This window comes from Colwellia sp. PAMC 20917, from assembly GCF_001767295.1.
Lineage (GTDB): Bacteria > Pseudomonadota > Gammaproteobacteria > Enterobacterales > Alteromonadaceae > Colwellia_A.
This window is the reverse complement of the sequence record NZ_CP014944.1, coordinates 3,541,539-3,562,521: the sequence shown is the minus strand read 5'-3', so window position 1 is coordinate 3,562,521 and position 20,983 is coordinate 3,541,539. Positions and strand designations below refer to the sequence as shown.

The 20,983-nt window shown below is 37.1% G+C and carries 18 protein-coding genes and 1 pseudogene; 7 read left to right on the top strand and 12 right to left on the bottom strand.

The features are described 5' to 3' along the window. Positions 1 to 13 precede the first annotated feature (13 nt). Positions 14 to 655, bottom strand: a complete 642-nt coding sequence (locus A3Q34_RS15240) for a DUF1707 SHOCT-like domain-containing protein (RefSeq protein ID WP_070376125.1) — start codon at positions 653 to 655, stop codon at positions 14 to 16. 185 nt (positions 656 to 840) lie between these two features. After that, positions 841 to 1,632, bottom strand: a complete 792-nt coding sequence (locus A3Q34_RS15235) for a substrate-binding periplasmic protein (RefSeq protein ID WP_197517603.1) — start codon at positions 1,630 to 1,632, stop codon at positions 841 to 843. 135 nt (positions 1,633 to 1,767) lie between these two features. Here A3Q34_RS15235 and A3Q34_RS15230 point away from each other — a divergent pair, with 135 nt between their 5' ends. The 3 genes from A3Q34_RS15230 (at position 1,768) to A3Q34_RS15220 (ending at position 5,175) form a co-directional block, all read left to right on the top strand. Next, a complete protein-coding gene (locus tag A3Q34_RS15230) occupies positions 1,768 to 2,085 on the top strand; it encodes a DUF2956 domain-containing protein (RefSeq protein ID WP_070376123.1) in 318 nt (105 codons plus the stop codon). Between the two features lie 265 nt (positions 2,086 to 2,350). Continuing rightward, positions 2,351 to 4,222 (top strand): GNAT family N-acetyltransferase, encoded by a 1,872-nt coding sequence (locus tag A3Q34_RS15225; protein WP_070376122.1) that lies wholly within the window; start codon positions 2,351 to 2,353, stop codon positions 4,220 to 4,222. Continuing rightward, a complete protein-coding gene (locus tag A3Q34_RS15220) occupies positions 4,219 to 5,175 on the top strand; it encodes a histone deacetylase family protein (protein ID WP_070376121.1) in 957 nt (318 codons plus the stop codon). The genes A3Q34_RS15225 and A3Q34_RS15220 overlap by 4 nt, the downstream gene beginning before the upstream one ends. Before the next feature lie 89 nt (positions 5,176 to 5,264). On the opposite strand, the gene A3Q34_RS15215 is transcribed toward A3Q34_RS15220, so the two are convergent. The 6 genes from A3Q34_RS15215 to A3Q34_RS15190 all read right to left on the bottom strand — a co-directional run bounded on the left by A3Q34_RS15215 (position 5,265) and on the right by A3Q34_RS15190 (position 11,364). After that, on the bottom strand, positions 5,265 to 6,215 hold the full coding sequence (locus tag A3Q34_RS15215; protein WP_070377206.1) for a DUF808 domain-containing protein: 951 nt from the start codon (positions 6,213 to 6,215) through the stop codon (positions 5,265 to 5,267). A 214-nt stretch (positions 6,216 to 6,429) separates the two neighbouring features. Beyond that, positions 6,430 to 6,768, bottom strand: coding sequence for a ribosome hibernation-promoting factor, HPF/YfiA family (hpf, locus tag A3Q34_RS15210; RefSeq protein WP_070377205.1), 339 nt, complete (start codon positions 6,766 to 6,768; stop codon positions 6,430 to 6,432). A gap of 125 nt (positions 6,769 to 6,893) precedes the next feature. Continuing rightward, on the bottom strand, positions 6,894 to 7,238 hold the full coding sequence (locus A3Q34_RS15205) for a YajD family HNH nuclease (protein WP_070376120.1): 345 nt from the start codon (positions 7,236 to 7,238) through the stop codon (positions 6,894 to 6,896). A gap of 151 nt (positions 7,239 to 7,389) precedes the next feature. Then, the gene (locus A3Q34_RS15200) at positions 7,390 to 8,067 is read right to left on the bottom strand and encodes a hypothetical protein (protein ID WP_070376119.1); all 678 of its coding nucleotides are present in this window, start codon (positions 8,065 to 8,067) and stop codon (positions 7,390 to 7,392) included. Between the two features lie 100 nt (positions 8,068 to 8,167). After that, positions 8,168 to 9,526 carry a molecular chaperone gene (yegD, locus tag A3Q34_RS15195; RefSeq protein ID WP_070376118.1) on the bottom strand — a complete coding sequence of 453 codons (1,359 nt, stop codon included), beginning with the start codon at positions 9,524 to 9,526 and terminating at the stop codon, positions 8,168 to 8,170. A 611-nt stretch (positions 9,527 to 10,137) separates the two neighbouring features. Beyond that, on the bottom strand, positions 10,138 to 11,364 hold the full coding sequence (locus A3Q34_RS15190; RefSeq protein ID WP_070376117.1) for an RNA-guided endonuclease InsQ/TnpB family protein: 1,227 nt from the start codon (positions 11,362 to 11,364) through the stop codon (positions 10,138 to 10,140). A 37-nt stretch (positions 11,365 to 11,401) separates the two neighbouring features. Between A3Q34_RS15190 and A3Q34_RS21120 the strand changes: the two genes are divergently transcribed. The 4 genes and pseudogenes from A3Q34_RS21120 to A3Q34_RS15175 all read left to right on the top strand — a co-directional run bounded on the left by A3Q34_RS21120 (position 11,402) and on the right by A3Q34_RS15175 (position 14,020). Next, positions 11,402 to 11,659 carry a transposase gene (locus A3Q34_RS21120; protein ID WP_269447159.1) on the top strand — a complete coding sequence of 86 codons (258 nt, stop codon included), beginning with the start codon at positions 11,402 to 11,404 and terminating at the stop codon, positions 11,657 to 11,659. After that, positions 11,641 to 12,186, top strand: a pseudogene (locus A3Q34_RS15185) (DUF3083 family protein); the annotation flags it as partial. The gene A3Q34_RS21120 and the pseudogene A3Q34_RS15185, both read left to right, overlap by 19 nt. Before the next feature lie 137 nt (positions 12,187 to 12,323). Next, positions 12,324 to 13,289 carry a 23S rRNA (adenine(1618)-N(6))-methyltransferase RlmF gene (gene rlmF, locus A3Q34_RS15180; protein WP_070376115.1) on the top strand — a complete coding sequence of 322 codons (966 nt, stop codon included), beginning with the start codon at positions 12,324 to 12,326 and terminating at the stop codon, positions 13,287 to 13,289. An 8-nt stretch (positions 13,290 to 13,297) separates the two neighbouring features. Next, a complete protein-coding gene (locus A3Q34_RS15175) occupies positions 13,298 to 14,020 on the top strand; it encodes a tRNA (adenine(22)-N(1))-methyltransferase (protein ID WP_070376114.1) in 723 nt (240 codons plus the stop codon). Between the two features lie 142 nt (positions 14,021 to 14,162). Here the strand turns inward: A3Q34_RS15175 and hppD are convergent, their stop codons facing one another. From hppD to A3Q34_RS15155, 4 genes are all read right to left on the bottom strand, one after another. After that, positions 14,163 to 15,218: a 4-hydroxyphenylpyruvate dioxygenase gene (gene hppD, locus A3Q34_RS15170; protein WP_070376113.1), complete on the bottom strand. Its 1,056-nt coding sequence runs from the start codon at positions 15,216 to 15,218 to the stop codon at positions 14,163 to 14,165. 279 nt (positions 15,219 to 15,497) lie between these two features. Beyond that, the gene (locus tag A3Q34_RS15165; RefSeq protein WP_070376112.1) at positions 15,498 to 17,300 is read right to left on the bottom strand and encodes a DEAD/DEAH box helicase; all 1,803 of its coding nucleotides are present in this window, start codon (positions 17,298 to 17,300) and stop codon (positions 15,498 to 15,500) included. Positions 17,301 to 17,796: 496 nt separating this feature from the next. Beyond that, entirely contained in the window at positions 17,797 to 20,199 is a 2,403-nt protein-coding gene (locus tag A3Q34_RS15160) for an ATP-binding protein (protein WP_070376111.1), read from the bottom strand. Between the two features lie 117 nt (positions 20,200 to 20,316). Further along, positions 20,317 to 20,802, bottom strand: a complete 486-nt coding sequence (locus A3Q34_RS15155; RefSeq protein ID WP_070376110.1) for a zinc ribbon-containing protein — start codon at positions 20,800 to 20,802, stop codon at positions 20,317 to 20,319. Positions 20,803 to 20,983 lie beyond the last annotated feature (181 nt).

Sequence of the window (20,983 nt, the reverse complement as noted above, 5' to 3'; positions counted from 1 at the left end):
AACATCATCTAGGCTAATAAAATATATCTTTTAACCCATTAGCAAAAGCGGTAAAACGTTCTTTTAAGGTACGTTTCAGCTTGATATCTAGTGCACCAAATAAAACTAAACCTTCAACATATATTGTTGGTGCATCAATATAATCAGTTGATGGCGCTTTATTGTCAATGCCACCAAAAATACAAAAAGCTTTCGAAACAACTTTAACATTTTCAGGTACGAATATATCAATTCCGCCAAACAAACAAAAAACTTTCACCGTAACTTCACGCTGAGTAAAAATAGCCTCACTAAAGTCAATATCACAACCACCAAAGACACTTATTGATTTAATTTCTTTAGCGACTCGCCATTCACCACTGCGGCCACTTCCACTAAAGATATTAATAAGTAAATCACTGTCATCTGTTGGCGTTGAAGAATAATTAAAGCGAAAGTCTTCTTTTTTCTTCTCGATATATTCTTCGTCAACTTTTAAGTCTAAATCAGCAACAAGTGAAACAAGGTCTTCATTAGATTCAAAAGCCATTGCTTGATCTAATCGCCTTTCAAAAGCTTCATGTGAAAGTTCACCGTGACTATAGTTCATCACTAATTGGTCAACCACCTCTTCTCTTACTTTGTCGGTAGGTCTATCTGCAATGTTAACGGCCATATTATTATTCCTTTAAACAGTTAAAATATTATTAAAATGAAAGCAATAAACAGACCATTAATAATAATGTTAAATTACAACACCTTACATATCCACGGTAATAAATAGACAGATAAAACATGATGATTTAGTATTTTTAACCAATATCCATGTAATTCAACCAACCCATCAAGCAATAACAAGGTTTATTCTTTACAGTCATGGTCAAAATTTGGTGCTAACTCATCATAGGATATATTAAGTCTATTTATCAAATCGGAGGAGGTATTAAGGCTACTCGCTAAATATAAATTACGCGTTAAGTAATCAATAGGAAAAATAGGTTCTATCTTGTCCGCATAGGGTGAATTGCTTTCAATGAGCGATGCAAAGTATGTTGATGAGAGAACGACCAACTCAACACGGTCGAAGGCTAACATTTGAATAAAATTATCGTTATTATATGAAATGGATAGATTTTTTTCAGGTTCAAAACCTAGTCTTAATAAATACTCGGCTGAAGCTTGCCCTTTTTGTGCAGCAATAAGATAATTCTTTGCTTCTGCTAATGAATTAACTTGAATGTCGGGCCTGTTTTTTGATCGGTAAAATGAAAATTCTATCGAACATAATGATGCGATCCACTGAAATAAAGACTCCCGCTCTTTTGTCCTTAATAGCGAAAATATAAAGGTATTGGGTTGCGTTAACGCTAGTTGATAAGCCCGTGCCCACGGATATATCTTTACCTGATAATCAACAGACGAATGATGAAAGAGCAATTTTACTTTATCAGCAGACAGCCCACTAAGCTCACCATTTTCATTGATAACTTGGTAAGGTGGATAAATTTCAGATACAACCTGAATGCCAGGTGGCTGCTGTTCGAAGGTTTTTACTTGATTTTCATTAGATGCGTAACTATCGACATTAATAAAGATAAGTAAGACAAGTAATTCTCTTTTAAATAATAAGGCCATACAATTAAAAATTTTCATCCAAAATTCAACAACTACCTTCGCTGGCATACGCATGGTTTATCACTTTTTAAAAGTTAAGATAAGCCTTGCTCAACAGGTGAGGTTCTTATAGATTCATCCTTATGATATTAATATTAGACGATAATAAATAAAATGTTAGATAAACACTCTCCTGAAGTACAAGAACAAGCAATAAAAATAGCTAAAAGCATACAAAAGCCTAAACAAACGAAGGAGCAAACTAAACTTATTGCCCAAGGTATTGAGAAAGGTATTGCTGAATATAAGAAGCAGCAGAGTAAAAAATCTCGCATACGTGATAAGGCCAAAAAATCATTACTGAGAGAAAAGAACAATCAAGAAAAAAGCACTGAAGCTTGCCCTCAAGAGATACCACCTAAAAGGGCACTTTACTTACCTTGGTTGCTTTTAGTCATCAGCTGGATTGGTTTTATTCTTTTCAGTCAATGATGATAAATAAATTGATTACTTTTATAACCAAAAAGTGTCTATCTCAATGTTAAAACCCTTTAATTTTTATTTAAGTATAAACAACAAAATATTCACACGTTAAGACTAAGGTATAAGACTAAGGTATAAGACTAAGGTATAAGACTAAGGTATAAGACCATAGACAATAACGTTACGTTATACTCAATTGCCTTGATTTTAATCAATAAAGCCTTTAGCTGTTGCGGCATACTTTATTTATCATCATTAATGAGAGTCACTTACTATGTCATTATTCGACCAAGATAAGAAAACAGTAAAATGGGAACAATTCTTAAAATCAGGTAATCGCATTTTCATTGGCTCTAATGCCGCTGTACCAAACGCCTTAATCGACGATTTAATTGCCAACAGTGCAAAATTGCATGACATTGAAACGGTTCATATATTAACGCTTTCAGATAATAAGTGGGCAACACCTGAGCACAAAGATTTATTCAAAGTAAATGCGCTATTTATTGGTGGTAAAAATATTCGCGAAGCCATCGCAGAAGGCAGAGCTGACTATACACCGAGCTTTATTTCTGATATTCCCCGTTTATTTCGTGAAAATGTTTTACCACTTGATGCGGCATTAATTATGGTTAGTCCGCCAGATGAATATGGTTATTGTTCACTTGGCGTGAGCGTAGACATAGTGTCGTCGGCAGTAAAATCAGCAAAATATGTTATTGCACAAATCAATTCAAAAATGCCACGAACGAATGGACATAGTTTTGTTCATGTTAATCAAATTCATGCTTGGTTAGAGGCAGATCAAACTCTTCCTGTTTTAGCACAACCGAGTATTGACCGAGTGGCAGAGCAAGTAGGTCAATATGTTTCTATGCTCATTGAAGATGGCTCAACCCTGCAAATAGGTATAGGAAAAATTCCTGAAGCGGTCTTACGCTATTTAGCGAACCATAAAGATTTAGGCATTCATAGTGAGATGATCTCTGATGGCGTAATCGACTTAATACGTTCGGGTGTTATTAACAACCGTAAAAAGACCTTTCACAAAGGAAAAGCCGTGTTAACTTTTTGTATGGGAACGCAGCGACTCTACGATTTTGTTGATGGTAACCCCCATGTTGAATTCTATCCTTCAGAGCATGTTAACTCTCCGGTAAATATTGCTAAAAATGATAATATGGTTTCTATTAATAGCGCTATAGAAGTAGATTTGACTGGTCAGGTCGTTTCAGATTCTATTGGTTATCAATTTTATAGTGGTATTGGTGGTCAAGTCGATTTTGTACGTGGCGCGTCATTGAGTAAAGGTGGTAAACCCATTATTGCGCTGCCCTCGACAACAAAAGATGGAAAAACCTCTCGTATTGTTGCCCATATTACCGAAGGTGGTGGTGTGGTCACTTCTCGCGGTCATGTCTCTTATGTTGTTACTGAATATGGTATTGCTTCATTATTAGGGAAAAGTATCCGTGAACGGGCATTAGAACTTATTCGTATTGCTCATCCAAAATTTCGCGAGCAACTTTTAAAAGATGTCAGGAAAAACTATTGGGTGCCAGAATATCAAGAGAGCTCGCCAACCTCAGTACCTGAATTAGGCGAAATAGAACTCAAAAAATTTACCTTTGAAGACATTAATTATTATTTACGCCCCTTAGCTCCCGCTGACGAACGTCGTTTACAGGAGTTTTTCTATTCGCATACCAAAGAAACCTTGATCATGCGTTATAACCATCATGCCACACAAATGACCCGTGAAAACGCTTGTAAGTTAGTCAGTGTCGACCAACATAAAGATTTAGCCTTGTGCTTTACTCAGCGCACTAATTTAGCTGATGTTATCCATGCCGTTGGTCGCTACTACTTCATCGAAAGTCATAATTGTGGTGAAGTAGCTTTCGTTATCAGCGAGCATAAACGTGGTAAAGGAATGGCAAAAACCTTATTAGATGAAATAATAAAAATTGCTACCCTACGTAAGCTAGACAAGCTCATTGCCTGTGTAAGACGAGATAATGCGCCAATGTTAAAGGTCTTTGAAAAAGCAGGATTTCTTCGAAAATATTCTGAAGAGATGGACGAACTCAATTTAGAATTACAATTAACAGCATCAACAATAGCAGAAATAGAGGAACAATCATGACAGTAGGTGTAATTGGTCATCATAAATGTAATGGGCACAGTATGGGGGATTATCATCCAGAAAGCCCAAAAAGACTGGGGGCGATTCAAGATCAGTTGATCCGCAGTGGTCTTGAATATGTTATCCGCCAATATGATGCTACACCTATCGACCGAGATCTCATTTCACTTGCTCACGATGACAAGTATATCCAATATATTTTTGATAATGCCCCAAAAACAAGCGATCAAGATGCCATTTTTCGCCTTGATGATGATACCAGCATGAATGCTGATACCTTACCAGCTGCCTTATTATCGGCTGGTGCAGCGATTAATGCCGTTGATTTAGTGATGGATAAAACCTTAACGGCCGCTTTTTGTGCTACGCGCCCTCCTGGGCATCATGCTGAATATGATAAAGGTATGGGGTTTTGTTTTTTTAATAATATTGCTATCGCAGCCGCTTACGCAAAGAAAAAATATAAACTAGAACGTGTCGCGATCGTAGATTTTGACGTACATCATGGTAATGGCACCGAAGATATTATTAAAAGAGCCACCGCTAATGGCAAAGAACAAGGTTACTTATTTTGTTCAAGCTACCAGTACCCTTTTTATCCTTTTGAAATGCAAGAAAGTGATACGCCACCTATTATCAACACCCCCTTACCTGCCACTTGCAAAGGCCCTGAGTTTAGAGCGGCGATAAGTAAGCATTGGTTGCCGGCTTTAGAGAAATTTAAACCGCAAATTATTTTCATTTCTGCTGGTTTTGACGCTCATATCGAAGATGAAATGTCGCAAATTAGCCTGACTGAGTGTGATTACCGTTGGGTAACGGATGAACTTAAGACCATTGCTGATAAGTACAGCGAAGGTCGAATAATATCAATGCTTGAAGGGGGCTATGCTTTAAGTGCTTTAGGACGAAGTGTCGTTGAACATATGAAAGGTTTAATCAGTAATCAGTAATCAGTAATCAGTAATCAGTAATCAGTAATCAAGCATGTAGCTGAATATTTTTAAACATCAGCTACATTAAACTAACCACAGAAAACATATTAATGGGCTTTTTTAAGTGACTTTACTAATGTTACGACTAATAACACTAAGCCTCCGGCAATAATACCTATGATACCTTCGGTTAATATCGGTACTATAATTTCAGCGATCGCCCCAAAAGTGTTCGCCAGAAATTCAACCAGATGATGTACCTGCTTATGCAACCATGAAAAACTATGGACCAAAATACCACCGCCTACCAAGAACATTGCAATAGTACCAACCACTGTCAGCGTTTTCATTAATGCCGGGGCAAAAATAAGTAAACCGCGCCCTAAAGCTCGTTGAATGGCATTAAAGCGCCCCGAAACAGACTTTCTTAATAAGTATAAGCCTAAGTCGTCAAGTTTAACGATAGCGGCAACAAGCCCATAAACACCAAAGGTTATTGCTAGGGCAAGTCCAGAAACGACCGCAACTTGAACTTCAAAGGCAGCCTCTTGAACTGTGCCTAAAGCAATAACAACAATTTCTGCTGATAATATAAAATCAGTACGGATGGCACCTTTAATTTTTTTCTCTTCAAAGGCGACTAAATCTACGTTTTCATCGGCTAAAGCTAACAACTTTTTTTGATGTGCCTCTTTTTGATCTTGAGATGAATTATCATTATGTTGGAAGAATTTATGGAAGACCTTTTCAAAACCTTCAAAGCATAAAAACAGCCCGCCAATAACAAGCAAGAGAGTAATTAAGGGCGGCGCAAAAGCACTAATAACTAAAGCGGTAGGCACAATGATAAGTTTGTTTAACAGCGACCCTTTAGCAACAGCCCAAACTACCGGTAATTCACGTTCAGCTTTAACTCCTGAGACCTGCTCAGCATTCAGTGCTAAATCATCCCCTAATACGCCAGCTGTTTTCTTTGCTGCGACTTTTGATAAGATAGCGACATCATCAAGTACTGTTGCAATATCATCGAGTAAGGTTAATAAACTTGATCCGGCCAATGGTTTCTCCCTGTTTACGCTGCCAGTTATAGACATCATCGTTATTTACCATCCACAATGGAAGGTCTAAATTTGTCGGCAGCTAAAATAACGTGCAACAAGCACTATTGCAGCAAAGACTAGGATGCCTAAAGCTGTTATCAACATTTTCCTGAACATAAAAAAGGCTGCTCATAGCAACCTTTGTTAAGATAATAAACTAATTCGATTACATTTATTCCACAGGTAAAAATGCATCTGATTGTTCAACTTCATATTTTTTATGTAATTTTGCAGCTAAGACACCTTTGCGGTGAGCGAGGGCTGCTTCCATCTTTTTAGCGGCACTTGCAATAGCAGCGTACAACTCTTTTCCTGATGCCGTTACGGAGATCTCATTACCTTCATAGTGAGTAGAAACTTCTAATTTTTGTTGATGAGGCTCGACGGTAATAATTGCGCTAATAGAAGTGAGACTTGGGTAATGCTTAGCAACTTTTTTAAACTTGTCCTCAATTGACTGCTGGATACCTTCAGTAATTTCAACATGGTGACCGGAAATATTTATTTTCATAATGTTACCTTTTACTAAGAGAAAATTGTCTTCACTTAATATACTCGGGGTTATCTCGGTAAAACACAATGGTAATTTTGTAAAAAAATGAAAAAAAATTGTAACCATATTGAAATATAAATAAATTATTTCTTAAGCATTGATTTCAAGTCAGCAAATGGATTATAGGTTGCCGTATCTTGATTAGTATCACCGGCAATAACTTCTGTTTTATATTTAGCGTGATCTGTATATTTAGCGTGTTCGTTATCGTGACAGTAAATACATAACAGTTCCCAATTACTTCCATCATTTGGATTATTAGTATGGTCGTGATCAACATGATGCACAGTTAACTCCATAAGGTTTGAATAAACAAACTCTCGAGCACAGCGGCCACAGACCCAAGGAAATAATTTGAGGGCACGATCACGATAACCCTTTTCTTTAGCTTTGTAATTAAGGCTTGCGCCTAAGGTATCAGAGGACATAATTAAGCAATATGAAAGTAAACATAAACCATTGTAAAATACTGCTTAAATATGTTCAATGTCTATGTGAACTACTAAGGCCATAAATGACCAAGCTTCAAAATCAAGCAGCTTTAACTATAATGACAGGCGCTTCAGAGGCTTAACGCATTTAAATGACCTCAATCGTATATTCAATGTCCTGCATCATATGTCCATGCACTGTCTTATCATGATGGTACTGGGCATTAAACTTTAAAGAATGAATGCCTTTAGACAAGGGGCGCAACATTAACCAATAGCCATCAGTAGCAGAAGGATAAACTTTTTCTGTTGCTTGTGTTTTCGCAAGTAATGCATGTAAATCAAAACATTCTTTTGATTTTATTCGATTATTACGGATATTGGGAATAGATTGGCCATCCAGTTCAGCATAAACAAAATACAACTCGCCATTGTTTAATGCCGCTTCTTGTTTTACTTCATCACAGGTTTTACTGATATTTTTTTCTGGCCAGTACGCCATATTAATAATAGGAAAGAAGATATGTTTACCATAAGGAATAATGCAATGCCGCTTTATTTTCGAGGTACCATAACCACCGGCTAAAAACCAAACATTACCACTTTGATTAACACCACAAAGCTCTCCCGTACTATCACGCACCGGAGAGTTTTTATCGCTCATTGTGTTGGTCCATTGCCACCAAGTATTCGCATATTGATCAAGTGATTTACCGGCAATGCTCTCATTAACGCCAACAACTATCGGTTGGTAATTGTTAGCTAGGCCACTGAAGGTGAAAAAACTATAAAAAAAACAAATAAAACTTAATGTTTTAATACACATATCAATTCCTTTTTAAATGTAAAACCAGTCACAAATCCACAGTATTGTTTTTAACATTGTTGACACTACTATTACAAGATAATTGCAGTGAAATGTCATGCTATTGAAATACTTTTTCTGCCCAGCGCGCTAAGCCAACGGTTACACTGCCAAAGTGATCGCCAGCAATCACCGGCGTATTTGGCATTTGCTCACGTAAAAATTGGTTTAGCACCGGTGACTTTGCTGAGCCTCCAGTAACAAAAATCACATCAGGTTGGCAATTAGCTTGCACAACACATTCATTCATCAATTGAGCAATTTGCTTCAATTGTGAAGAGCTTGCTTTCAACATCAAGGCACGATTAACTTCTACTTTTAAATTATCAGCTAATTCATCTAGGTATATTGACTGAGAGTCTTGTTCGGTTAAGCCTATTTTTGCTTGCTCTGCACCATTAACAATAAGGTGACTTAATTTTTGCTGGTGAACCTTTAACAAACGGGAAAATACCTCAGGCTGTTTAGCATCGCGTTGCAGCGTTTGCAAATAACGATAATTGGCTTGACTGTAAAAATTAGTTTGCTCGTTAATATTATTAATGGCCACAGCTTGATTAAAACTATTAACAGGCATAGGTTTACCCGTTTTTAACGTATCATTCATCCCTAGGCTCGGCATTATTCCCTTGAGCGCTAATTGAATATCGAAATCATTACCGCCAATACGAACACCGGTGTGCGCAAGCAAATGTTGCTCTCTTGATGTACTACTTTTAAATTGTGGTCCCATCAATAACATTGAGCAATCAGTAGTACCACCACCTATATCAACAACTAAAACTTTCGTTTCTTCTTGCAAACTTGCTTCATATTCAAAACCGGCGGCAACTGGCTCATATTGAAATTCTACACTCTTATAACCGACTCGTTTAGCTGCATTAGTTAATATCGTTAACGCTTGGCGATTACTTTCTTCACCTTTTAATCCTTGAAAATTAATCGGTCTGCCAATAACAGTCTGCGTTATTTCTTTTTGCTGGTTTTCTTCAGCCAATGTTTTTATGTTGCTCATCATTGCAGCAACAATATCTTCGAACAAGTTAATTTGGCTATCAACCAAACCACTCGCCCCTAAAAAGGATTTTGGTGACTTAATGTAATAACCTTCTTCGGGATCTTCTAAGTATAGATTCAGCGCGGCTTGGCCAAACGATAATTCACTAGGAATGCCATCGAGCTTTAGCTCTCGTAATACATTCTGACCTTTTTGTAACGGACCAACCCGCTGTTGTTTGAACAGCAGCTGTTGCTCTTCACTTAATTGTTGACATAACCAATGAGAAATAATGTCTCGACTTGGTGCGTATAGTGTTGAAGGAATATACTTACCATGCTCGCCTAAAGATAATATCTTCGGCTGGCCACTTTCCATTACTGCGACAGCACAATTTGAAGTGCCGTAATCAAAACCTATCATTGTTTATTTATACCACTGAGTCTAAAAGGGGTCGCGTAGCATACTGGGCAAGCGAGTAATATTCAACTCATTAATAAATTTCAGTGATAAAATCGGTTTACTAACGCGGGTATTTACATTTTATTCAGTTGGTACCAATGACATTAAATAATAATCTTCAGAACAATTAAAAATCACTTTTTTTTCTAAGAGTTTTGTTTAGAAACGCCCTAGTTACTTAACTGTCTCTTTTGATCATGATTATTACGTCTATCAAAATATATTTATCTCAATGGATATAAATGCGCCCCACCGTATATTTTACCTACTAAGTCCTGTGCATTCGGTTGCTCATTTGCAAAATGCGTTACTTAATAAAAAAAGATGAGCTTAATAATAGAACATTGACTTTTTAAGATTTTTACACCATATGATAAAGTGATCATACACCAATTTTTTGTTTTAGATCATGTGAATACAGACGTTCCTTGTTATAATGCCTTTAAGATTTATGACTCTATTTAATAAGGAAATAAAATGCCTATCTCACGTTCTCGTAATAATCAGCGTGAACTACCCCGCGACTTCGCTTCGCTCTGATCACGGGGCTTCTGCAATCTAGCTTTTGATAACTAGGCTGCTTCTTTTTTCTCAGATCCCACACCAAACTTTGATTGCTCAAAGACTTTCATTTTAGAAGGTGATTTCTGCTGAAATTTGGGCAACGCCCTAGCTAATATCCCATTAGCTATTAACTCTTTTTCGCCTGTGTCTGCAACAGATTTAGCTGCTGCTAAATCTCTGCACTGTACTAATCCACAGCTCTCACAGGAAAATTCTCGCACACTCAAATCGAATTTATGCTCATACTTACATCCATAGCAAATGCCGGAAGATTTCACAAACCGACCAATTTCATGGTAAACAACGCCATTTAATTCAGCCTTATACCTGGTTAATTCAGTGATCATTCCCATCACATTATCATTCACCATCTGGCCATTAAATTGCTGCATTCCTTTCACGTTTAAATCCTCAAACACGATAATATCGCTACTCTTGGCTATCGAGCATGATACTTCGTGAGCGAACGCTAGGCGTTGGCTAGAGATTTTCCCGTGAATTTTGTTTAAACGTGATTTTGTTTTGTGCCAGCGATTCGAACCTTTCTTACGACGGCTCAACTGGACTTGAATTTGTTTTAATTTCGTTGATGACTTCTTAAAAACTTTCGGGTTTTCAACGTACAGACCATTTGAGCCAACAACCGTATATTGGCTGTTGATGTCATAGCCCACAAGTGTTGATAGCACTTGCTTTTTACTCTTGCACTCGACTTTTTGAGTCAGTGAAACGTACCACTTCCCGTGCCTCATATTGAAGGTTGCTGACTTGATTTTACTTTTAAGTTTACGATGAAGTGCAATTTTAACCGTACCAATTTTTGGAATAGTGATGCCGTTATTTTCCAGTCTTATATTTTCATTCGTATTGACCGAGCGGTAGCTATCATCGTGAAGTTTCTTCTGCTTAAAGCTGACCTTGAAAGTCGGAAACTTTTGAAGCCTGCCTTTATTGAATGAATTCTTTAGTGCTGTTTCAAGGTCACGAGCCACTTGTTGTGAAGCCACAGAGTCAAAATCTTTGAGCCATGAGAATTCATCGAACATTTTTAAATCTTTTATCAGCGATGCCATTTCATTGTAAAAAAGAAATGTTTTATCGTACCGATATCGACGCATATTTTCAGATAGCAACAAGTTCCATACGCCACGGGCGTATGCTCCAAACTCAATGAGTTTGACTTCTTGTTCTGCCGTCGGCTTGAGCCGATAATTGTATCTGAGCGTCTTTCTCATATACTGTATAGACTACTGTACAAACCGAGATTGTCAAGTGGAATATCAAACGAATTCACATTGTAAGCACCTAATTGATCTGCATTTAATTCTCGTGGTTAAATATCGAAAGCAACTACTTTTTGGCGATATGGGAGAGTTTGTAAAGCAGGCTGTTTTAGACATATCAGATAGTTCTGACTTTTCAGTTGAGGAGATTGAAGTAGACAAGGAGCACATCCATATACTTCTGATAATTTATTCTCTAAAGATAAAGGCGTTACGGGTACACAAACCCATAAATTACGTACTTTAAAAAATCGCTATGCCGCTGATGATATTAGCTTGCCAGACAAAAGAGATGTACTGACCTATGTAGTGGCTGATTTACCTATTAACCGCCGCATCAAAGAACTACTTAATATTGATAAATCAAAAGAGCAACCTTATCAACCACTCTATGATTTAACCAGCCATGCTTTTATTGAGTCGGCTAATAAGCAACATTTATTCGAAGGTGCTATTTTAGCCAATGGTTTAATACCTATCGTCAGAAGTCGTTTGGAAGAAAAGCATAAAGCTGCGGGTGAGTTACAAAAATTAAGCTTCAACCCATTTGAGCCTAATAATAACTTCACCTTACATTTTGCTGGCAATTGCTTAGTTGATTCAATGCAATTTGTTATCATAGCAACAGAAGAGCATAAAACGAGTCAAGGCTATGGTAAATTCCTTAATTTAGTTGAACAAGCACTGCGTTCTATGGCTGAAAAACTAGGCTATGTTAATTCGAAAGAAGAATTAGTCATCCGTTTACACCAGCACCTAGGTTATGACCTTTAAACCATTCAAGTAAAGATGATGCTATTGACGTTTGTCGTATAACCTTTATATACGACAAACTTATCATTTATTATCATGTGGCATGGCTATAAAGGAAATGTTAAAATGTCAGGGTTATTTATTTGTAGAGAAAATTCGTGCCATTAAAACAAAACCTTCATCCAAGCAACCGCCATAACAACGGTTATGATTTTTTAGCATTGTGCCAGTCGTTACCGACATTAAAACCCTTTGTTCATACCAATAAATATCAGAATTTATCTATTGATTTTGCCAATGCAAAGGCGGTAAAAGCACTTAATCAGGCATTATTAAAATATCACTATCAAGTAAATCAATGGGATATACCTACGGGGTATTTATGTCCACCTATTCCTGGCAGAGTCGACTATATTCATTATCTTGCTGATTTATTAGCAATATCACTCCCAGCAACTTCAACCTTAAAGGAAAGCAAAGTATCAGTACTTGATATAGGCGCCGGGGCAAGTTGCATTTATGCTATTTTAGGTCAACGTGAATATCAATGGCAGTTTACTTGCACCGATATAGACCCGACGTCCATTAAAGTTGCCAAACAAATAATCTCTGCTGACAAGTCGTTTAAAAAATCGATTACTTGTCGCTTACAGCCAAATTCTTCACAAATATTTAATGGCATCATTGAAGAAGATGATCGCTTTGAATTAACCATGTGTAACCCACCTTTTCATCGTTCATTGGCTGAGGCAACAAGAGGGTCAGCTCGGAAAGTCAAAAATTTAGCGGCAAATAAAAAAACGTTCAACCCCTCCCTAACAACCAGCCCCAGTGTACCGTTAAATTTTGGCGGTCAAAATGCGGAATTATGGTGCGAAGGTGGCGAGCTTGCCTTTATTAATCAGATGATAAAAGAAAGTAAATCTATCCAAAAACAAGTGCTATGGTTTACCTGCTTAGTGTCAAAAAAAGACCACATTAGCCAACTAAAGCAGACGCTTAATAAGTCGAAAGCCAAACAAATAAAAGTTGTAGATATGGCGCAAGGACAAAAAATCAGTCGTTTTATTGCTTGGAGTTTTCTCGATGAAAGCCAGCAAAAAAATTGGTTTAATTTGGTTTAAGCACGCAGATGAGAAACATTAGTCAACGATTGCAAAAAATAGATGATATGGTCAGTACTCACTATCAAAGCATTTGGGATTGCTGCTGTGATCATGGTTTACTGGGACTAACATTATTAAAGCGCCAAACAGCTGACACCGTTCATTTTGTCGATATTCTTCCCTCATTAACCACGCATCTTGAGTCATTATTACAAAAGCACTTTAGTACAGACGACTATATTCAAGCTTGGCAGGTCCATTGTATTGATGTCGCAAAGCTACCGTTGGCAATACAAAATAAACAGTTAGTTATTATTGCTGGCGTTGGTGGAGAGCTACTCATTAGTTTTATTGAAAGTATCATCACTAATTTTCAGCAAAACTCGCTCGTCCCCCCAACAAGTGAAATAGAGTTTATTGTTTGCCCCGTACATTACAACTACCCTGTAAGACAAACCCTAATAGCTCATAATTTTTCTTTACTGGATGAATGCATCGTTACTGAAAACAAACGTTGCTATGAAATTATCCATGTCAAAAAACAGTTTAGTGCATCTGCCGATATTGATAACCCTTTAAATAAAATATCACCTACCGGTGATAAAATGTGGGATTTGTCGATTAAATCACATCAACAATATTTAGCGAAAACCATTGGCCATTATAAGCGTCTGTTACTGGCAGCAAAAGATAATGAGAAACAATCGATTAACCGTATTATTGAACAATACTCTTCCCTTATATCCTAGCTAGAAAATCTTAAAATAAATTTTATCAGTTTATGTTCTACTTAGGTTTATTCGATATAACTCAAGCAACTGAGCCAAATAGAGCAATAAAAAAGGCCTGCATAAGCAGACCTTTGATCATTATACCGCTAATTTATAAAAATTAAACGGTACCTTTTTCCATTTGGTTAAGCTCAATAGATTTAAACAAAGCGGTAAAATTGCCTTCTCCAAAACCTTGGTCGTCAACACGTTGGATCATTTCGATAAAGATTGGGCCAAAAATATTTTTAGTGAAAATTTGTAATAAATACGAGTTTTCTTTTTGGCTATCGACAAGAATTTGATGATCTTGAATGCGTTTATGATCTTCTTTAACCCAAGGAATGCGTTTAAATACGTCATCATAATACTCAGGGACGATATCAAGGGTATCAATAATATTTTTATCTAACTTGTCTAAAGAACCAACTAAGTCATCACTGATAAAGGCTAAATGCTGAACACCAGGACCGTTATACTCATCTAAGTACTCATCGATTTGGTTATTCTTCTTACCCTTACCTTCATTAATTGGTAAGCAGAAAGTGCCACAAGGCGACGCTAACGCGTATGAGATTAGTGCAGTTTTCTCACCTTTGATATCAAAGTAGCGCACATCGGTAAAGCCAAAAATATCTTTATAGAAATTAGCCCAATGCTCCATCGTACCTTGATGAACATTGTTCGTTAAATGATCAACACGTAAAAAACCTTTATCTTCGTTAATAACCGGAGCGTCAATCGCTTCAAAGTCATCTTCGTAGATAGAACCCGGATTAGTCGTTGATGCTGCAAATTTCTCAATAAAATAAATTAAACTGTCACCAATACCAAAAATAGCTGGATAGGGTAATTTGTTGTCTTCGTTAGCCGCAGATTTAGCACCACGCTTAATCGCTTCTTCAAAAGCAAAATCAGCATCGTCTACACGCCAGCCCATAGAGCAAATAGCAGGACCATGGCTTTTAGCAAATTCTTTTGAAAAGCCTGCTTTTTCATTGTTTAATAAAAAATGAATATCATTTTGATTAAAGTAATCGATATCACGACCTTTAAACTTTTTCGTTTTTGAAAAACCAAAACCATAAAAAGCGTTTTCCATAAAATCTGAATCGGGTGTCGCATATTCAGTGAATTCTATACCACGAAGGTTAAGTGGATTTTTTACATCAGTCATGTTTATCTCTCTTAAAGAATCAATGGGTGCATTATTACTAGGTTTTCAATGAAGAGATAGCGCAAAGCAAATCTAATAAAACATCGCAGCGTAACAGAAAATGTACGTGCTATCTGTGCGGAATGTATTCGACGTCAAGACAAGCCATATAGTGCTTAGCCAACAGCTGTTCAGTTATGTTTACATGACTAATTAACGCTAAAGTATTCATGCTTTTTGGTAAATTACAGGCATAAAAAAAGGTACGATATACGTACCTTTTTATTATTTATTTATCGACTAGCTAGGACGATTAGAACGCTCTTGACGTTTACGAGGACGATCAGTTGTTGGTGTTGATTCAACCGTCTTAACATCTGAAACCGTAATTTCTAATGATTGACGACGAATTTTAACACGCTTTAATTGCTCAAATGATTTCTCTGGCATGCCTTTTGGTAACTGAACATAAGTATGTTTATCATGTAAGTTAATTGCACCAATGTAGCTACTATCTAACGAAATTTCGTTAGCGATTGCGCCAACGATATCACCAGGACGTGCACCATGCTCTTTACCTACTTCTAAACGGTATGTCTGCCAATCAACGTCGGTACGGTTAACTTTAACTTTACGAGGAGCACGTTCGCCACCACGCTCAGCGCCACGTTCACCACCACGTTCATTTCTGCCGCCACGACTTTCGTTACGACCACCACGCTCACTTCTAGAATCACGGTCACTACGCTCACGCGTTTCACGACGAGGCTTAGGATCTTCTTTTGGTTGTAATGGCTGGTTTAATTGTTTTTGGAACAATAAAGCTGCAGCTAAATCAGTCATAGAAAGCTCTGATTCATTGGCCATTGCTTCAACAATTTCACGCATGTTTACTAAATCTTTATCTGCAACAATTTGTGCCATTTCAACACGTGTACGTTCAATACGTTTTTTACCAATTTCTTCAATATTTGGTAATTCATAAGTGTTAATAACACCTGAAGTTAAACGTTCGTAATGACGTAGAGAGTGCATTTCGCGAGGACGAACAAATGCAATTGACATACCTTCACGACCTGCACGACCTGTACGACCGATACGGTGAACATAAGCTTCATTATCGCCTGGTAAATCATAGTTAACCACTAATGAAATACGTGGAATATCTAAACCACGAGCAACAACATCAGTTGCCACTAATATAGATGACTTACCTGATTTCATTTGTTCGATACAACGTTCACGCTGTGCTTGGTTCATGTCGCCGTTTAAAGCTAATGCTGGGTAACCAGCTCGCTCTAATTGTTCTGCAACTTCTACCGTGTCGCTACGAGTACGTACGAAAACTATCATCGCATCATAATCAACGATTTCAGCTATACGCTCTAAAGCGGTAATTTTACGAATGCCACTAACTTTCCAAGCAAATTGAGAAATATTTGCTTTTGACTGTTTAACAGCAGCAATTTTAATATGTTCTGGATCTTTTAAGAAACGGTTAGCAATTTTACGAATTGCTGGTGGCATAGTTGCAGAGAACAAAGCCATTTGCGTCGTTTCTGGTAAATGGTCAAGTATCCACTGAATGTCTTCAAGGAAACCCATGTTAAGCATTTCATCAGCTTCATCAAGTACACAAAAAGATAAGTTACCTAGTTTTAGACTCTTACGACGTAAGTGATCCATTAAACGACCAGGTGTGCCAACAACAACTTGAGCGCCACGCTCTAATTGTTGAAATTGTGGCTGGTATGATTGACCACCGTATAAAGTAGCAACCAATAAACCTTTCATATTTTTACCGAAGCTTTCAATGGCTTCAGCAACTTGCATCGCTAATTCACGTGTTGGTGCTAACACCATTAACTGTGGCTTTTTCAATGAAACATCAATTTTAGCCAATGCAGGTAAACCAAAGGCAGCAGTTTTACCTGTACCTGTTTGTGCTTCACCTAAAACATCTTTACCCGCTAATAATGGCGGAATAGTTTTTGCTTGAATATCAGTTGAGTTTTCGAAACCGATAGATTTTACAGCAGATAATAAAGTTTCAGGCAAGCCTAAAGAGTCAAAGCTCACAGGAGCATCGTTAGAAGTAGTCATAAATTTTGTCTTCTCTTGTGGCGGAATAGGTTAAAAGTAACCAAAACATTCCGCGTTATATACGAGGAAACCACCAGGAAGACTTAAGGCACGTTCACTAAAGAACATAGGGCTAATAAAGAATATTAGCTAAGAAGTCTATTGGGCGGAAAACCCCACTCATTTCGTATAACCAGTGTGAAAGAAAATATTCAAGTCAGAATCACTGTTATCGAGGCGCGCATTATACTGACATTTATTTATTATTCAAGGTATATAAATCATTTTGTTCAAAAAACAATCAGAAAAATGTATTTAATACCAATAAAGATAAATAACAGGGGTAATGAGATTAGCCATAAAAAGAAACGGCTAGGGTTAAATTATAAATACTGACAAGTAATCCTCTGTGGTCTGAACTATATCGGTCATTTTATCTAGACATTGATATAAAAAAGGCCAGACGCTTATATGCCTGACCTATATTAAAATCATTTAAACGTAGATAATATTTTAATTACTCGTCAGCACCCGTTAACAAATCAGAAAAAAGTGAAAGTTTATTTAAAACTAAACCATGAATAGATTTTCTTGGGTAGCGCCCCGTTCGACTAATTTCTCCGGCGGGTTCATTCATCAGCAACTCTAATGCTTGATCAATGTCTTCAACAGCGTGAATGGCAAATTGATTGTTTTTAACCGCTTCAATAACATCGTCCGCTAACATCAGATTATTAACATTGGTGCGCGGAATAATAACCCCTTGCTTTCCCGTCAAGCCTTCGTCTTTACATAAACGATAAAAACCTTCAATTTTTTCATTAACGCCACCAATTGATTGCACACCTCCGTGCTGATTAATCGAACCAGTAATGGCAAAGCCTTGTTTAATTGGCAGTAAAGAAATAGCAGAAATAAGCGCACAAAGTTCCGCCATAGACGCACTGTCACCATCAATATGTCCGTAAGACTGTTCTATTGCAAGGTTGGCAGAAATTGACACTGGAAAACCTTGCCCGTATTTATGTCCTAAATACCCGGTTAATAACAGCACGCCTTTGGAGTGAATAGACTTACCTAAGTCTACTTCTCTTTCTATATCAGTGACACCTTCACTTCCCGCATAAACGGTTGCTGTGATGCGCGCAGGCGTTCCAAAAACACTGTCCCCTATTTCTAAGACAGTTAAACCATTTACTTTACCGATATGGTGCCCTTGGGTGTCAATCAATACTTGTTTTTCTTTTATTTCGCCTAACCATGCCTCACTCATTCGGCCAGTTCTTCGCTGTTTAGCTGCAAGCGCTAAAGCAACATGGCTGGCAGTTAAATGACCTTTGTTGTCTGTTTTTTTCCACAAATAAAAAGCTTCATCAAGTAAGTCGTTTACTTGAACAATATTAGCCGAAATCTTATGTTGATGCTCTGCACGTCTCAATGCATAGCGCACTAGCTCTAATACAGCTTCATTACTGACATGTGGATAGTTGTATTTATGTGCACGCTGGCGAATCAAATGAGCGTAATCATTAAGATTTTCTTCGTTACTTTCAAGATACTGATCAAAGTCTGCTAAGACCCTAAATAATTCGGTGAACTCTTGGTCATAGTCTTGCAACATGTAATAAATTTCGGGGTCGCCGAGCAATATCACTTTAACGTTTAATGGAATTTTTTCAGGTTGTAAGCTAAATGAGCCCGGTTGACTATATTCAGAGTAAGGATTTTCAATGGTAATTTCTTGTGATTTAAGCGCTAATTTTAAACGTGCCCAGACAAGGGGTTGATTGAGTAGCTTGTCTGCCTCTAAAATTAAATAACCGCCATTAGCCTTATGTAACGCTCCAGGTCTAATTAATCGATAACTGGTATAGGTGCTTCCTTGAAAGCTCGCGAAATCAACATGGCCAAATAAGTTTTGAAAGGTTGGGTTTTGCTCATAAATAACAGGAGCGCCAGCATCAGGTTTTTGAGAAACGAGTAAATTAGGTAAAAATTGTTCAACCATAAGTTTACGCGCATCTTTATCGTTTCTGTTCTCAACACTTTCATCAACAAGAATTTCTAAAACAGTATCGACTACATGGGTTTTTACTTTTGACAAGTACTTTAACACACCAATATTACTGGCAAACTCATGCTCTAATTCTTCTAGGAACGGCCGAATAGCTTGTTCTGCTGTCTCATTTTTTAATTTACGTAATTTATCAGATGAGATGCGTTTCCATTGTGGTAATTCAATCAATTTTTCAGAAAGAAAATTTTCTAATTTATCTAGCAACAGATAAAAGTCAGCACGTTTACCTTCATCTAAACCGGCAAATTCTTTATCATTTAAAGGTTTTCCCTCAACCAGCGGTGAAAAACCAATCTCTCCATTTTCTTCAAATAATAAAACATTATCTTTTAAAGCACTTTCTTCGACTTCAGCGATGGCTTGATCATATTTTTTATTAAATGCGCGATCAACCGCCGACTTTTGTCGTTGATAACTTGGGTTATCAAAAATCTCAGGAAACACGTCTAATAATTCATCAATAAAAGTATTGATACGTGCCAATAATTGTTTACCATCTCCGGGACTTAAATAGAGGTTGTGCGGTGCATGAACATCATCAAAATTATTGATATAACACCATTCATAAGGCGTTTCTTGATTGCCAGCGGTTGTCGCTAACATTTGCTTAATTAAGGTTTGTCTACCCGTACCATGCTCTCCCATAGCAAAAACATTAAAACCAGGAGCTTCCATAGACAAACCAAATTCAAGCGCCTCTTTAGCGCGAGCATGACCGATAATAATTTGCTCTACATCAGGAGTGACTTCAGCATTAGAAAACTGCTCAGCAGATAATTGAGCAGTTAATTTTTCAACAGGTAACCGAGTAATTGAAGAAGTTAACTTAACGGATGAAGGCATGCAATATCTCACTGATAACGCTTAAAAAACAAGCGTATAATAATTAATAAATTTAATACTGCCAGTGTACCCTCATTTTAAATAATTAGTAAATTTTAGTGGCGTCCCAGCTTCGTTTTAAGGAGCAAAGGGTAACCTTATAAAAGAACTACCGCCGCAATTAAAACAATCAGCAACATCCGCCGCATGACTGTATGTTATTTTTTCTTGGCAATGCTGGCACTCTAACAAACCAAAACCAATAAAGTCGCCCGTTTTATATAGACCACGATGCTTAATATCTTCATCAAGCTCTGACCACTCCACTTGTGACTTATCAGTGATCGCTTGCATATTTTTCCAGAAAGACTCATTGAGTAAGCCTAAATAGAGGGAATGTTTGGCTTGTGCTTCATTTTGAGTAATAAATTCGTTGATATCAAAACGTAAATTATCAACAAACTGCTTAACTTTCTCTTCAGGTAATTTTTCTGCCGCTTGCAAGTAAAGCTTACTTTGCTCTACTTTGTTAACAATATCAGTTATCTCATGCTGGTTAACATCTTCAGCCCATGTAACTAAAGCTTGATAAAGCTCTTGAAAAACACTATTTTTTGATTTCATAACACATTCCTTGACGACTTATAGATTAAGTATAGCTAGTCATAGCTTTATAGAAAAAACAAATCAAATAAACTTCTAAAAACTATAACATATCCTTCCTTTACTTCAATATGCTCAAAACAGTATCTTGATGTGAGACAGGTATATAAGGTATTCTATCGCCATTATTTTTATGCGTTCA